The organism is Citrobacter sp. wls708 (genome assembly GCF_005281255.1).
GTDB classification, from domain to species: domain Bacteria; phylum Pseudomonadota; class Gammaproteobacteria; order Enterobacterales; family Enterobacteriaceae; genus Citrobacter; species Citrobacter werkmanii.
This window is the reverse complement of the sequence record NZ_SZXE01000015.1, coordinates 87469-102370: the sequence shown is the minus strand read 5'-3', so window position 1 is coordinate 102370 and position 14902 is coordinate 87469. Positions and strand designations below refer to the sequence as shown.

Here is a 14902-nt window from a genome sequence, read left to right as displayed (position 1 = left end):
CTGCAGTTTTAAGTAAGACAACTAAGTGATTACATAATGAACAAATCAGAGCTATACACGGATCTGAACCGTGATTTTCAGGCATTAATGGCAGGTGAAACCAGTTTTCTGGCAACGCTGGCAAATACCAGCGCATTGTTGTACGAGCGTCTTGCACAAGTAAACTGGGCCGGTTTTTACCTGCTTGAGGGCGAGACTCTGGTACTTGGCCCTTTCCAGGGCAAAATTGCCTGTGTGCGGATCCCGGTAGGGCGTGGTGTATGCGGTACCGCGGTGGCGCGCAATCAGGTGCAGCGTATCGAAGACGTGCACGCGTTTGACGGGCACATCGCATGCGATGCCGCCAGCAACGCGGAAATCGTTCTGCCTGTCACCGTTGAAAATCAGATAATCGGCGTGCTGGATATTGATAGCACTGCGTTTGGTCGCTTCACTGAAGAAGACGAACAGGGGCTGCGTACGCTTGTGGCACAGCTTGAAACCGTGCTTGCAACGACGGATTACAAAAAATTCTTTGCGAGCGTCGCAGGATAATCAACGGATAACGTAGCAATTACTGATGACGTCATTATAATGTCGCCTGTTCATGCCTGCGCTTGTTGGCTACGTCCGTTGTAATCAGGAAATTTCATGGAAAATCAACCTAAGTTGAATAGCAGTAAAGAAGTCATCGCGTTTCTGGCCGAACGCTTCCCGCAGTGTTTTAGTGCTGAAGGCGAAGCGCGCCCACTGAAAATTGGCATTTTTCAGGATTTGGTAGAGCGTGTTGAGGGCGAAATGAACCTCAGCAAGACACAGCTCCGTTCTGCCTTACGTCTCTATACTTCAAGCTGGCGCTATCTGTATGGCGTTAAATTGGGCGCAACGCGTGTTGATCTCGACGGCAACCCATGTGGTGAGTTGGATGAGCAACATGTTGAACATGCTCGCAAACAGCTGGAAGAAGCTAAAGCTCGCGTTCAGGCGCAACGTGCAGAGCAACAGGCGAAAAAACGCGAAGCGGCCGCTGCTGCCGGCGAAAAAGAAGACGCACCGCGTCGCGAGCGTAAGCCGCGTCCTGCTCCGCGTCGTAAAGAAGGGGCTGAACGTAAACCTCGCGCTGAAAAACCAGCAGCAAAAGCACCGCGTGCTCCTCGTGAAGAACAGCATATCCCGGTATCTGATATTTCAGTGCTGACGGTAGGGCAGTCCTTGAAGGTGAAAGCAGGTAATAATGCGATGGATGCCACCGTATTAGAAATCACCAAAGATGGCGTCCGTGTACAGCTGAATTCGGGTATGTCTTTGATTGTACGCGCAGAACACCTGGTGTTCTGAAACGGAGGCCAGGCCTGGCATGAACACTTTTTTTAGGCTTACTGCGTTAGCTGGTCTGCTTGCATTAGCAGGCCAGGCACTTGCTGTAGAAGACATCACGCGTGCCGATCAAATCCCCGTTTTAAAGGAAGAAACCCAGCATGCGACGGTGAGTGAACGTGTAACTTCACGTTTTACACGTTCACACTATCGCCAGTTCGATCTGGATCAGGCGTTTTCGGCAAAAATTTTTGACCGCTATCTGAATCTGCTCGACTACAGCCATAACGTGCTGTTGGCGAGCGATATCGAACAGTATGCAAAAAAGAAAACTGTCCTCGGCGATGAACTGCGCACGGGCAAGCTGGATGTCTTTTACGATCTTTATAATCTGGCGCAAAAACGCCGATTTGAACGATATCAGTACGCGCTAAGCGTGCTGGCGCGTCCAATGGATTTTACCGGGACTGACACCTTTAACCTCGACCGGAGCAAAGCTCCGTGGCCGAAGAGCGAAGCAGAGCTCAATGCGCTGTGGGACGGCAAAGTAAAATTTGACGAACTCAGTCTGAAGCTGACCGGTAAAACCGATGCGGAAATTCGCGAAACGCTGACACGTCGCTATAAATTTGCCATTCGCCGCCTGGCGCAGACGAACAGTGAAGATGTGTTCTCACTGGCGATGACGGCTTTTGCTCGTGAAATAGACCCGCATACTAACTATCTTTCTCCGCGCAACACAGAACAGTTTAATACTGAAATGAGCTTGTCTCTGGAAGGTATTGGCGCAGTTCTGCAAATGGATGATGACTACACCGTCATTAACTCCATGGTGGCAGGCGGCCCGGCAGCCAAGAGCAAAGCGATAAGCGTTGGCGACCGTATTGTCGGCGTGGGCCAGACCGGAAAAGGCATGGTCGATGTGATTGGCTGGCGTCTGGATGATGTTGTGGCGCTGATCAAAGGACCTAAAGGCAGCAAAGTTCGCCTCGAAATCCTGCCTGCTGGTAAAGGCACCAAGACGCGCATTGTCACGCTAACGCGTGAACGCATTCGTCTCGAAGACCGCGCGGTTAAAATGTCTGTGAAAACCGTTGGCAAAGAAAAGGTCGGCGTACTGGATATTCCTGGTTTCTATGTTGGCCTGACGGATGACGTAAAAGTTCAGCTGCAGAAACTGGAAAAACAGAATGTCAGCAGCGTGATTATCGATCTGCGTACTAACGGTGGTGGCGCACTGACCGAAGCGGTCTCGCTTTCTGGTCTGTTCATTCCTTCCGGCCCGGTGGTTCAGGTTCGTGACAATAACGGCAAAGTGCGTGAAGACAGCGATACCGACGGTGTTGTGTATTACAAAGGTCCGCTGGTGGTGTTAGTCGATCGCTTCAGTGCCTCGGCATCGGAAATTTTTGCCGCGGCAATGCAGGATTATGGGCGTGCGCTGATCGTCGGTGAACCGACCTTTGGGAAGGGCACCGTACAGCAGTATCGTTCTCTGAACCGTATTTATGATCAGATGCTGCGTCCGGAATGGCCAGCGCTGGGTTCCGTTCAGTACACGATCCAGAAATTCTACCGTGTAAATGGTGGCAGTACGCAGCGTAAGGGTGTTACGCCGGATATCATCATGCCGACAGGTAATGAAGAAACTGAAACCGGTGAAAAGTTTGAAGATAACGCACTGCCGTGGGATAGCATTGATGCGGCAACCTATACAAAGTCTGATAACCTGACGCCATTTGGACCTGAATTGCTAAAAGAGCACAATGCACGTATTGCGAACGATCCTGAGTTCCAGTACATCATGAAGGACATTGCGCGATTTAATGCGATGAAGGATAAGCGCAGCATTGCTTCTCTGAATTACGCTCAGCGTGAGAAAGAGAATAACGAAGATGATGCACTGCGTCTGGCGCGCATCAACGACCGGTTTAAGCGTGAAGGCAAACCGTTGTTGAAGAAACTGGACGATCTGCCGAAAGATTACCAGGAGCCGGATCCGTATCTGGATGAAACGGTAAAAATCGCGCTCGACCTGGCGCATCTTGAAAAAGAGAAGCCAGCGGAACAGCCCGCAACCAGTCAATAACCTCCAACAGGCACAAGAAATTGTGCCTGTTTTTTTAACAACCGCATGAAGACGTCAGTCTGATACGATAAAATGTAAAGTTGTGTCTTTCTGGTGACTTAGCACCTATGGATGCTTGAAAATAGCCATAAGACCCATACGATATGGGTAATCGCATAGTGCGTTTTGTTAAATTGAGGTTAAAAGAAAATTATGATGCGAATCGCGCTCTTCCTGCTGACGAACCTGGCTGTGATGGTCGTTTTCGGGCTGGTATTGAGCCTGACAGGGATTCAGTCAAGCAGCGTTCAAGGCTTGTTGATCATGGCACTGCTGTTTGGTTTTGGTGGTTCCTTCATTTCGCTGCTGATGTCCAAATGGATGGCGTTAAAGTCCGTTGGCGGGGAAGTGATCGAACAGCCCCGTAATGAAAGAGAACGCTGGCTGATGAATACGGTAGCGAATCAGGCCCGTCAGGCGGGTATCGCTATGCCGCAGGTTGCAATCTACCATGCGCCAGATATTAACGCGTTTGCTACCGGTGCTCGCCGGGATGCTTCGCTGGTGGCTGTGAGTACTGGCCTGTTGCAAAACATGAGCCCGGACGAAGCCGAAGCAGTTATCGCGCACGAGATCAGCCACATTGCTAATGGCGATATGGTGACCATGACCCTCATTCAGGGGGTGGTCAACACCTTCGTTATCTTTATCTCCCGTATTCTGGCGCAAATTGCCGCCGGATTTATGGGCGGTAACCGCGATGAGGGCGAGGGCAGCAACGGTAACCCATTAATCTACTTTGCGGTGGCGACGGTGCTGGAACTGGTGTTTGGTATTCTGGCCAGCATTATTACCATGTGGTTCTCACGCCACCGTGAATTCCATGCGGATGCCGGTTCTGCCAAACTGGTCGGCCGTGAGAAGATGATCGCCGCGTTGCAGCGTCTGAAAACAAGCTATGAACCGCAGGAAGCCACCAGCATGATGGCGTTCTGTATCAACGGTAAATCCAAATCGTTGAGTGAGCTGTTTATGACTCACCCGCCGTTGGATAAGCGTATTGAAGCGCTGCGTAGTGGGGAATACCTGAAGTAACCCGAAGAAGTCTGGAAGAAAAAGCGCGTCGTCAGACGCGCTTTTTTTATGCCTGAACGCGCGGCTGCGTGATACGTAAGCCGCTCACTATGGCGGCAGCCGTTGCCAGTACACCCGCAGTTATCAGCGACATATGTGTTCCGTTGTCACCAAACTGATTGAGCATTAACGCCACCAGTGCCGCGCCGGTACTTTGCCCTAACAAGCGCGCAGTCCCCAGCATCCCGCTCGCCCCGCCGCTGCGTTCACGCGGTGCGGAGGTGATGATGGTGTGGTTATTCGGTGACTGAAATAGACCAAAACCCGCGCCGCACAATATCATCGGCCAGATGATATTAATATCGGAGGGCGCAGAGGGAAGTAACACCAGGGCAAATAATCCGCTTGCCATCACGGCCATACCCAGTGCACCTAACAGGCCCGCGTGGACGCGTTCGATAAGATATCCGGCCAGCGGCGCCATCACCATGGTTGCCAGCGGCCATGGGGTCAATAGCAGGCCCGTTTCGACTTCGCTACGACCGAGCACGGTTTGAAGAAAGAAGGGCAGAGAAACCATCGCCAGCATTTGCGCGCTAAATGAACAGATTGACGTGCAAATCGAGAGTGAAAACAGCGGAATACGCAGCAGGTCAACCGGTAATAACGGTACCGGCAACGCCAACTGGCGGCGGATAAAGAAAAAACCGACCACGATAAGCGCCACAAGCTCGGTGCCAATCAATTTTAGCGACTGCCCTTGCGCAAATCCACTGAGCGCGGTAATTAACAAGCCAAACGTTAAGGCATTCATTACCGCACTTGGCAGGTCAAAGCGTGGTTTATTGCTGCGGGACGAATTAGGTGGCAAAAAGCGCATAGCCAGCAGCAGGGCAATTATTCCCAGCGGGACGTTAATCAGAAACAGCCATTTCCATGACGAGACAGAGAGGATCGCCGCGGCAATGGTGGGGCCTGCCGCTGAGGATACCGCCACGATGAAGGAGTTAATTCCCATCCCCCGACCAAGCTGACGCTGGGGATAAATAAGTCTAATTAATGCTGTATTTACACTCATCAGCGCCGCGCCGCCAAACCCCTGAGCCACGCGGGCCAGAGTTAACATTTGTAGCGAGTCTGATAAAGCACAGAACAGCGAGGCAAGCAGGAATACGACGAGACCACATTTATAAATGCGTCGATAGCCAAACATATCACCCAAAAATGAGAGTGACAGCAGTGAAACGACAATGGCGATTTGATAGGCGTTAACGATCCAGATTGAACTGGCGGGTGACGCCTGAAGGTCGGTAGCAATCGTCGGAAGTGCCACGTTAGCTATTGCGCCGTCGAGTACTGCCATAGAGATGCCAATAACAATGGTTAAAATTGCACCATATCGCTGGGGCAATGGCAGGCCATCAGCCTGAATTTTTTCCATAAGGGGTCATTTTATCGGGAATTATGATGAGAATAATAATCTTAGCATTGATATACAGGCGTTAGGTCGCAGATTTGTAACTAAGTAAGCAAAGAGCGATTGCGAGGGCAGGTCCGTGAAATTATAATAAAAACCGGTTCTGATTTTTATAAAACACTCGTAATGAGGTGATAAATGGCAATCGCAGATCTGGATAAACAACCTGATTCTGTATCTTCCGTGCTGAAAGTTTTTGGCATCCTGCAGGCGCTGGGTGAAGAGCGCGAAATTGGTATTACCGAGCTGTCGCAACGCGTCATGATGTCGAAAAGCACCGTTTATCGCTTTTTGCAGACCATGAAAACGCTGGGTTATGTGGCACAAGAAGGGGAGTCAGAGAAATACTCCCTGACCCTGAAATTATTCGAACTGGGTGCGCGCGCGTTACAAAACGTTGATCTGATCCGTAGTGCTGACATCCAGATGCGTGAACTTTCACGTTTGACCAAAGAGACCGTACACCTTGGTGCGCTGGATGAAGACAGCATCGTCTACATTCATAAAATCGACTCCATGTACAATCTGCGTATGTATTCCCGCGTCGGTCGTCGTAACCCATTGTACAGCACGGCTATCGGTAAAGTTCTTCTGGCATGGCGTGACCGCGATGAAGTGAAGGAAATTCTTGACGGCATCGAGTATAAACGCAGCACCGACCGTACTATCACAAATACTGATGAATTGCTGGTATTGTTAGATAAAGTACGTGAACAGGGATACGGCGAAGATAACGAAGAGCAGGAAGAAGGCCTGCGCTGCATCGGTGTTCCAGTGTTTGACCGTTTTGGTGTGGTGATTGCGGGTTTGAGTATCTCATTCCCGACGCTGCGCTTTTCCGAAGAGCGTTTACACGAATATGTGGCGATGCTGCATACGGCAGCGCGTAAGATTTCTGAACAAATGGGCTATAACGACTATCCGTTCTAATCCGCAGCAATAGCGCTAAGTGTAAAACCCCAGGTATTGCGTACCTGGGGTTTTTTAATGAATAAAATTAACGCTGTTTTGCGCAAATAGCATTGAGAATGTATTGCCGCTATCTTAACCGTTATCGATAACGACAGTACTTTTCCGCAATACAGGGCAATCTGAAAGGCCAATAAGGCCGCTGTTTGAGTGGACATATTGTGCAGTGCTGGTCCCGCGAGCGGTCAGATATTGGCATTGCAGACCCAGACCGGCCGCATTCTCTTTACTTCCAATCAAAATGCCATAGCCGCTGAGTAATAAACCGATCCAAACCAGAGCTAACAACACAATAGCGCGGATAATCAGACGCATTACAACCTCTTATCTTTTCTCGTTATTAGTAGATTAGCCTGTACACGGGATGAAACAAGTCAATCATTCCTAAAAAGATGGAATGCCGTTACAGTTAACGCTGGGTTTAGGTAACGCATGATAATTTATAGTCATAAGATGTAGAGTTGAAGAGTGGAGCTGGAGTGAAAAAAATACGCTGGGTGGTACTGATTGTTATCGTGCTGGTATGCATATTGATGTGGGCGCAGGTGTTTAACATCATGTGCGATCAGGACGTACAATTTTTCAGCGGTATTTGTGCCATCAATAAATTTATTCCCTGGTAAGCGCATTTTTACAACAGTTGATTACCTTCTTGTGCGGCAGTGGTAAACTACGCTGTCTACATTGAGGTGGTGAAATGAACGAAGTTTTGAATTCTGGCGCGTTGAGTTTTGCGTCTTTAGCGGTATCGGTGGTGGTTTTGGTTGTTGGGCTTGTGTTGTGGTTTTTCGTCAATCGGGCAAGTTCGCGTACTAACGAGCAGATAGAACTGCTTGAAGCATTGTTAGACCAGCAAAAAAGACAGAACGCATTGCTCCGTCGCCTTTGTGAAGCTAACGAACCCGAAAAAACGGCAGAACCTGCAGCGGTTGCTGCGAAGGATGAAGATGACGACATCATCCGCCTGGTAGCTGAGCGCTAAAAACAGTATGGCAGGGTGAAGGTCTGCTGATGCGGTTCGCAGATACCTCATCCTGTCGTCAACATGTCAGATCATTTTCTTCTGCTCTCGCCGCGTAATTAGCGTTCGGCGTCGCCTGTCACCTGAGTATTTTCAGATACTCTAACCAATTAATATCTTACGTACGGTCTGATCTAAATATATTTTCCCATACGTTAAAAATATGATTATGTCATTTTTGTGATAGCGATCGTCTTATTTACAGCGAAACGTTTCTCTTACTTTTTTTGTGCATTGTCATCATTCTTTCATTATTTTAGTGCAAAACCAGAAGGCGGATCTCATTTTTACGCTTGTGACATTTTATGCATTACTAAGCATAAAAAATGATATCCACCAGCCCCTGTGACAGATAACCTGGAACAACCGAAGCTATTGAGCTATGGTTGAAATGTCCCTGTGACGGTGCAAGCCTGACGGGGCAAGGGGAGAGAAGTGAGAATATAACTCTGCTCGGTCTGGCGCATAACTGTGCAGTGGTTGTTTGATGAACAACAGGATTTGTGCGACCGATCGAGACACGTTTAAAAATGGCTTGCCATTATTTACGTTGTATGTGATAACACGTTTTGGGTTAAACGAGGTACAGTTCTGTTTATGTGTGGCATTTTCAGTAAAGAAGTCCTGAGTAAACACGTTGACGTTGAATACCGCTTCTCTGCCGAACCTTATATTAGTGCCTCAAGCAGTAATGTCTCAGTTTTATCTATGTTATGCCCGCGGGCGAAGAAAATACTCTAAGGAATTTTGCAAATGGCAAAGATTAAAGGTCAAGTTAAGTGGTTCAACGAGTCTAAAGGTTTTGGCTTCATTACTCCGGCTGATGGCAGCAAAGACGTGTTCGTACACTTCTCCGCTATCCAGGGTAACGGCTTCAAAACTCTGGCTGAAGGCCAGAACGTTGAGTTCGAAATTCAGGACGGCCAGAAAGGTCCGGCTGCTGTAAACGTAACAGCTATCTGATCGACACCACTGATTTGATGCGCTCTTGCGCAACCATCTCAGATATAAAGCCTCGCTTATGCGGGGCTTTTTAATTCAAATTACGTCAAAATATTTCTGAAAGCCCATCCATTAGCGCTTTGTTGCAAAGGCGTGATGTTCGTAGCATAGTTTTCCCCGCATTCTCGCGGCATTTCTCGTTAAATCAGACACCTGAAAAACTATCATGCGGGAGTCCAGGTGAAAAAGAAAAACGACATAGATGCGCGCAATTTTACTCCCGTACGTTTTGCCCTGCTTTGTGTGGCGATATTATTAAGCCTGGGATTGCTGCTGGGTCGTGTGGCGTGGCTACAAATTGTCACGCCGACAACTTTGGTAAAACAGGAAGATATGCGTTCGTTACGCGAGGTTACCATTGCCTCGCCACGCGGAATGATTACCGACAGAGAAGGGCGACCGCTGGCGGTAAGTGTCCCGGTGAATGCCGTCTGGGCAGACCCTAAAACCATTATCAGCAAGGGAGGCGTGGGCTACAACGAACGTTGGCAGGCGTTAGCAAAGACTCTGAACATTTCGCTCAGTTCTCTGGCTGAGCGTGTTAACAGTAATCCTGCGGGACGCTTTATTTATCTGGCCCGCCAGATCTCTCCTCAGCAGGCTGAATGGATCGATAACCTTAATCTTCCGGGGATCAATCTGCGTGAAGAATCACGCCGCTTTTATCCCGCCGGACATGTTGCGGCTAATCTCATTGGTTTCACCAATATCGATGGCCAGGGTATTGAAGGCCTGGAGAAAAGCTTCAATAGCCAGTTGATGGGCAAACCCGGCTCCCGCCTGGTCCGTAAAGACAAATTTGGCCATGTCATCGAAAATATCACCGAAGTGATGCCGGTGCCTGCACATGAGTTACAACTCAGTATTGATGAGCGTTTGCAGACGGTCACCGAAGACGCGCTGGACAATGCCGTTACATGGAATAAAGCGGAATCCGGGGCCGCGGTACTGGTTAATATTGACACCGGCGAAATTCTCTCCATGGCAAGCTTCCCCGACTTTAACCCCAATAATCGAGACGGCGCGGTACTGGATGATTTTCGTAACCGTGCCATTAGCGACACCTTTGAACCCGGCTCGACCGTTAAGCCACTGGTGATTATGACCGCGCTCCAGCAGGGGATTGTGCAACCGGACAGCGTAATTGATACCCATCCTTTTAATGTCGACGGACATCGTATTCGTGACGTCGGATTTTACCCGGAGCTGTCGCTGACCGGCATTTTGCAGAAATCAAGCGATACGGGCGTATCACACCTGTCGTTAGCTATGCCGGTGCAGAAATTGCTGGATACCTATAAGCGTTTTGGCTTTGGCGATCCAACCGGATTGGGATTAACCGGCGAAAGCAGTGGTTTAATGCCTCAGCGCCGCTACTGGAGCGATTTGGATCGCGCGACCTTTGCATTCGGTTATGGACTCATGGTGACGCCACTCCAGTTGGCGCATGTCTATGCCACCATCGGTAGCTTTGGCATCTATCGCCCCCTTTCTATCACGCGTATTGATCCGCCGGTAATAGGGACGCGGGTGATGCCGGAGGCGCTGGTTCATCAGGTTGAACATATGATGGAAAGCGTCGCGTTACCCGGCGGTGGGGGAACTAAGGCCGCGGTCAGGGATTATCGGGTTGCGGTGAAGACCGGGACGGCGAAAAAAATTGGCGATGATGGTAAATATGTTGATAAATACGTGGCCTATACGGCAGGCGTTGCGCCAGCGAGCGACCCGAAATTCGCCTTAGTCGTGGTTATTAATAATCCACAAAACGGTGCTTACTATGGGGGCGCCGTCTCCGCGCCGGTATTCAGCCAGATAATGGGCGATGTCTTACGCCTGGAAAATGTTAAACCAGACGGCATGCCTGCCGACTCCGATCACCTGCTGGTGATGCATGGCGACAGCGTATCCTCGCCGACGCTGTAAGTTATTTTCCCGGGGCGCAATTCGCGTTACACTTGCGCCCTCAAATCACCTGCCGGAGTTGTCATGTCGTTTTCCTGTCCTCTTTGCCACCAGCCTCTTACTCAAACGAAAAACAGTTTTATTTGCCCTGAGCGGCACCAGTTTGATGTGGCGAAAGAAGGGTATGTCAACTTACTGCCGGTTCAGCATAAGCGGTCGCGCGATCCGGGTGACAGCGCTGAGATGATACAGGCGCGCCGGGCGTTTCTTGATGCCGGACACTATCAACCGCTGCGTGACGCGATTGTGAATGTGCTTGCGCAGACGCTGAGTTCAGAGAACGCGGCGATTCTGGATATCGGCTGTGGAGAAGGGTATTACACCCATGCCTTTGCCGATACGCTGACTGGCGGCAAGACCGTTGGCCTCGACGTTTCTAAAGTGGCGATTAAGGCCGCAGCCCGTCGTTATCCGCAGGTCACCTTTTGCGTGGCTTCCAGCCATCGTCTGCCGTTTGCCGATGCGTCCATGGATGCCATCATCAGGATCTACGCGCCCTGTAAAGCGCAAGAGCTGGCTCGCGTGGTGAAACCGGGAGGATGGGTAATCACCGCCACGCCTGGGCCGCGTCATTTAATGGAGCTGAAAGGGCTGATTTATGATGAGGTGCGTTTGCATGCGCCACATACCGAACAACTGGAAGGTTTTGTTCTGCAGCAAAGTATTGCGCTGGGCTATCAGATGCAGCTCCAGGGCAGCGAGGCCGTTGCATTACTGCAAATGACGCCGTTCGCCTGGCGGGCAAAACCGGAAGTGTGGGAAACGCTGGCAGGAAAAACGATGTTTGACTGCCAGACAGATTTTAGTATTCACATCTGGCAGCGCCAGAATTAACCGTGGAAGTGCGCCCAGAGGATCTGGGCGCCGATACCAATCAGTACCACCCCGCCCAGGATTTCAGCTCGTTTGCCCAGCATCGGACCAATAAAACGACCGATCATCATGCCGAGCGTGGACATCATCAACGTGGCGCAGCCGATGGCCAGCGCAGTCGCAATGATGTTAACCTGCAGGAACGCCAGACCCACCCCGACGGCCATCGCGTCGAGACTGGTGGCGATAGCGGTGGTGACCAGCAGCCAGAATCCGTGGCGGCGCGGCGGTTCTTCATCTTCATCACCGTTGTCGCGAAAACCTTCGATTATCATTCGCCCACCTAAGAAAATCAGCAGAATGAAAGCGATCCAGTGGTTCCACTCCAGCACGAATTTGCTTGCCAGCATGCCCATACCCCAGCCAATCAGCGGCGTCAGGGTTTCAACTGCGCCGAAAATGAGACCGGTGCGCAGAGCTTCAGAAAATTTGGGTTTATGCAGGGTGGCGCCTTTGCCAATTGATGCAGCGAAAGCATCCATCGACATGCCGAAAGCGAGAAGTACAGTAGCGGTGAGATTCATAACAGCGTCCTGACCGGGGTATCCATAAAACACATCACTGCCCCCAGTAACCATGCACACAGATTAAAATCACGAAATATATCGTGCCATTCAGGTATGCATTGCAGTTGATGTGCCTATGGTCTCGCCTGACTGAAGCTGTATGTTCAGTCCGTACGCGCCACGTTTTTCAACGAGTATGTTGACACGTACATTTCCGGAGTCTGGAAATCGGCTACTCCCCAACGACGGGCGCAACCTTAACATATATTGAGAATATAAAACAAGAAACAGGGAAATAATATTTGACTTCTAATTGAAAACGATTTTCATTTAGATTTATTTATAAACAGAACGTTAAAATAAATAACATTACGGACGTTGTAATATAGCCTTAGCTATGTTTTGTTTTCAAAAATATATAAAAAACATAGTTCAGGCTATCTTTCTAATTTACTGATTTGAAATGAGAAGTTTATATATTTTTTCAAGATCGTCTATATTTCGTACGCGAACCAGCAATCTCCGCTGTTCTAATTGCATCACCAGCACGCCGTCCTCTGATAAATTCATCTCTTTAATGCGGTTATATTCAATCCAGACGTTGGCAAAGAAAAACCCTTTTTGCTTGAAGATGATTTTCGGCGTACGGATCCAGAACAGATACAACCCCATCAATATCAGTGCGCATAATAACCACGTGGTGAATTGCGCCCCGTGGCTGGTGACGTTGTTGTAAATAAGAATAGCTACCAGGCCAATGAAGATAACACTGTCAACACGGCTGCGAGGAAGCAGGGCGACCGTCAGCAGAGTAAGGCCATTACGGCGGGGCATGATGAACTGATCGTAAATGGCATACGCCAGCAGCGAAAAGATAAAAAGAACCAGCACCAGGTCCGTGATAGTCATGAATCCTCAATCCTCTGAATAGAAAAACCGGGGGCAAGCCCCCGGTGGTGTACAACAGTCTTACAGGCCAAGCAGGCCGACAGCGTAGCCCGCGATACCGATGATGAAGAAGCCAACGATAATCCACAGCGGGTTCACTTTCTTACGCAGCAGCCACATACAAGCGAAAGTCAGCAGCAGAGGAACCAGGCCCGGCATCAGCTGGTCAAGGATAGTCTGCACGGTGGTGACGCGAGTCTGACCATCCTGACCGGTGATAGTGGAGACCACCAACGGGATATTCACGTGCGTCCACTTGTTAACCAATGCCCCCATGACAAACAGGCCGAGGATTGACGCCCCCTCAGTCAGTTTCTGCAGGAAGCCGCCGCCCATATCTTTAACGATATCGACCCCTTTACGGTAGCCGTATGCCACACCGTAGTAACGGGTTGCCAGACGCACCAGGTTAAACAGGATGAAGAACAACAGTGGTCCAAGCAGGCTGCCGCTCATCGCGATTCCAGCGCCAAGCGCAGCAAATACCGGACGTACCGTACCCCAGAAGATTGGGTCGCCGACGCCTGCCAGCGGTCCCATCAGACCAACTTTGATACCGTTGATAGCACCATCGTCAATCTCTGCGCCGTTGGCACGCTGCTCTTCCATCGCCAGCGTAACGCCCAGCACAGGTGCGGCTACGTACGGATGGGTGTTAAAGAATTCCAGGTGACGCTTAATAGCCTGCTTACGTGCATCGTTGTTTTCCGGGTACAAACGGCGGATAGCCGGTACCATGGAGAAACAAAAACCCAGCGCCTGCATACGTTCGAAGTTCCATGAACCCTGAAACAGGTTAGAACGAATGAACACGCCACGAATGTCACTCGGAGTGAGTTTTTTCTCGGTGGTAGTTTTAGTCATATCAACCATTTCGCTCACCTGCTAGTCCAGTTCGTTATCAAGATCGTTGTTACCAGCTGCCTGAACTGGCGCACCGGCGACGCGGTTATATTTCGGGCTCAGCTGAATGTAGAGGATTGCCATCACTGCGCCAATCACACCCAGAGCAACCAGGTTGAAGTTAGTAAATGCCGCGGTGACGAAGCCGAGGTAGAAGAACGGCATCAGGTAGCCCGCGCGCATCATATTGATGACCATCGCATAACCAACCACTACGATCATACCGCCTGCGATGTTCAGGCCGCCGGTGACGACTTCCGGAATGGCGTTGAGCATGCTCTGAACTTCACTGGTACCTACAGAAATCGCCACGATTACCGCCGGGATAGCGATACGCATAGCCTGCAGGAACAGTGAGGACACGTGCAGCCAGGAGAGCGCCGTCAGGTTGCCGTTTTCGGCCGCCTTATCTGCTGCGTGCTGGAATGCTACGGTGATAGTACGAACGATGATGGTCAGAACCTGGCCTGCTGCTGCCAGCGGGATAGCCAGCGCGATACCGGCACCAATACTTTGGTGACCCGCGATAACCAGAACGGTAGAGATAATTGACGCCAGTGCGGCATCTGGTGCAACCGCAGCACCGATGTTCATCCAGCCCAGGGCGATCATTTCCAGGGTACCACCGATGATAATACCGGTTTTCATATCCCCGAGAACGGCGCCAATAAGCGTACAGGCCACCAACGGACGGTGGAACTGAAATTCATCGAGTACCGACTCCATACCCGCGATACATGCGACGATGAACACCAGCACAATCTGAAGAGTGGTAATCTCCATTGTACTTCTCCTATTGC

General features: G+C 50.2%; 17 protein-coding genes and 1 riboswitch. Of the genes, 11 read left to right on the top strand and 6 right to left on the bottom strand.

The annotated features are described in order from the left end of the window. Positions 1-36 precede the first annotated feature (36 nt). The 4 genes from FDW97_RS05670 (at position 37) to htpX (ending at position 4459) form a co-directional block, all read left to right on the top strand. On the top strand, positions 37-534 hold the full coding sequence (locus FDW97_RS05670) for a GAF domain-containing protein (protein WP_038641301.1): 498 nt from the start codon (positions 37-39) through the stop codon (positions 532-534). A gap of 96 nt (positions 535-630) precedes the next feature. Further along, entirely contained in the window at positions 631-1317 is a 687-nt protein-coding gene (gene proQ / locus FDW97_RS05665) for an RNA chaperone ProQ (RefSeq protein WP_137350747.1), read from the top strand. Between the two features lie 19 nt (positions 1318-1336). Continuing rightward, positions 1337-3385, top strand: a complete 2049-nt coding sequence (gene prc / locus FDW97_RS05660; RefSeq protein ID WP_069324696.1) for a carboxy terminal-processing peptidase — start codon at positions 1337-1339, stop codon at positions 3383-3385. Positions 3386-3577: 192 nt separating this feature from the next. Continuing rightward, positions 3578-4459: a protease HtpX gene (gene htpX / locus FDW97_RS05655; protein ID WP_003034964.1), complete on the top strand. Its 882-nt coding sequence runs from the start codon at positions 3578-3580 to the stop codon at positions 4457-4459. A gap of 46 nt (positions 4460-4505) precedes the next feature. Here the strand turns inward: htpX and FDW97_RS05650 are convergent, their stop codons facing one another. Then, complete coding sequence (locus tag FDW97_RS05650) at positions 4506-5879, bottom strand: MFS transporter (protein ID WP_137350746.1); 1374 nt, start codon at positions 5877-5879, stop codon at positions 4506-4508. 174 nt (positions 5880-6053) lie between these two features. Here FDW97_RS05650 and kdgR point away from each other — a divergent pair, with 174 nt between their 5' ends. Further along, positions 6054-6845 carry a DNA-binding transcriptional regulator KdgR gene (gene kdgR, locus FDW97_RS05645; RefSeq protein ID WP_006684175.1) on the top strand — a complete coding sequence of 264 codons (792 nt, stop codon included), beginning with the start codon at positions 6054-6056 and terminating at the stop codon, positions 6843-6845. 114 nt (positions 6846-6959) lie between these two features. On the opposite strand, the gene FDW97_RS05640 is transcribed toward kdgR, so the two are convergent. Further along, a complete protein-coding gene (locus FDW97_RS05640) occupies positions 6960-7199 on the bottom strand; it encodes a YobH family protein (protein WP_038641292.1) in 240 nt (79 codons plus the stop codon). Between the two features lie 164 nt (positions 7200-7363). Here FDW97_RS05640 and mgrB point away from each other — a divergent pair, with 164 nt between their 5' ends. The 6 genes from mgrB (at position 7364) to rlmA (ending at position 11706) form a co-directional block, all read left to right on the top strand. Next, the gene (gene mgrB, locus FDW97_RS05635; RefSeq protein ID WP_038641290.1) at positions 7364-7507 is read left to right on the top strand and encodes a PhoP/PhoQ regulator MgrB; all 144 of its coding nucleotides are present in this window, start codon (positions 7364-7366) and stop codon (positions 7505-7507) included. Positions 7508-7581: 74 nt separating this feature from the next. Continuing rightward, positions 7582-7866 (top strand): YebO family protein, encoded by a 285-nt coding sequence (locus FDW97_RS05630; RefSeq protein WP_069324695.1) that lies wholly within the window; start codon positions 7582-7584, stop codon positions 7864-7866. A 636-nt stretch (positions 7867-8502) separates the two neighbouring features. Beyond that, entirely contained in the window at positions 8503-8646 is a 144-nt protein-coding gene (locus FDW97_RS05625) for a DUF2627 domain-containing protein (protein WP_006684179.1), read from the top strand. Positions 8647-8658: 12 nt separating this feature from the next. Then, a complete protein-coding gene (gene cspE / locus FDW97_RS05620) occupies positions 8659-8868 on the top strand; it encodes a transcription antiterminator/RNA stability regulator CspE (protein ID WP_001062678.1) in 210 nt (69 codons plus the stop codon). A 219-nt stretch (positions 8869-9087) separates the two neighbouring features. Further along, positions 9088-10833 carry a peptidoglycan glycosyltransferase FtsI gene (ftsI, locus tag FDW97_RS05615; protein ID WP_038641283.1) on the top strand — a complete coding sequence of 582 codons (1746 nt, stop codon included), beginning with the start codon at positions 9088-9090 and terminating at the stop codon, positions 10831-10833. Between the two features lie 63 nt (positions 10834-10896). Beyond that, the gene (rlmA, locus tag FDW97_RS05610; protein WP_137350745.1) at positions 10897-11706 is read left to right on the top strand and encodes a 23S rRNA (guanine(745)-N(1))-methyltransferase; all 810 of its coding nucleotides are present in this window, start codon (positions 10897-10899) and stop codon (positions 11704-11706) included. On the opposite strand, the gene mntP is transcribed toward rlmA, so the two are convergent. From mntP to FDW97_RS05590, 4 genes are all read right to left on the bottom strand, one after another. Beyond that, positions 11703-12269, bottom strand: coding sequence for a manganese efflux pump MntP (gene mntP, locus FDW97_RS05605; protein WP_038641279.1), 567 nt, complete (start codon positions 12267-12269; stop codon positions 11703-11705). The two genes, rlmA and mntP, sit on opposite strands and share 4 nt — an antisense overlap. A 130-nt stretch (positions 12270-12399) precedes the next feature. Beyond that, positions 12400-12504, bottom strand: a riboswitch (yybP-ykoY riboswitch). Between the two features lie 197 nt (positions 12505-12701). Beyond that, on the bottom strand, positions 12702-13160 hold the full coding sequence (locus FDW97_RS05600) for a DUF986 family protein (RefSeq protein WP_038641277.1): 459 nt from the start codon (positions 13158-13160) through the stop codon (positions 12702-12704). A 60-nt stretch (positions 13161-13220) separates the two neighbouring features. Next, the gene (locus tag FDW97_RS05595) at positions 13221-14072 is read right to left on the bottom strand and encodes a PTS mannose transporter subunit IID (RefSeq protein ID WP_006684184.1); all 852 of its coding nucleotides are present in this window, start codon (positions 14070-14072) and stop codon (positions 13221-13223) included. A 12-nt stretch (positions 14073-14084) separates the two neighbouring features. Next, entirely contained in the window at positions 14085-14885 is an 801-nt protein-coding gene (locus FDW97_RS05590; RefSeq protein WP_005122174.1) for a PTS mannose/fructose/sorbose transporter subunit IIC, read from the bottom strand. Positions 14886-14902 lie beyond the last annotated feature (17 nt).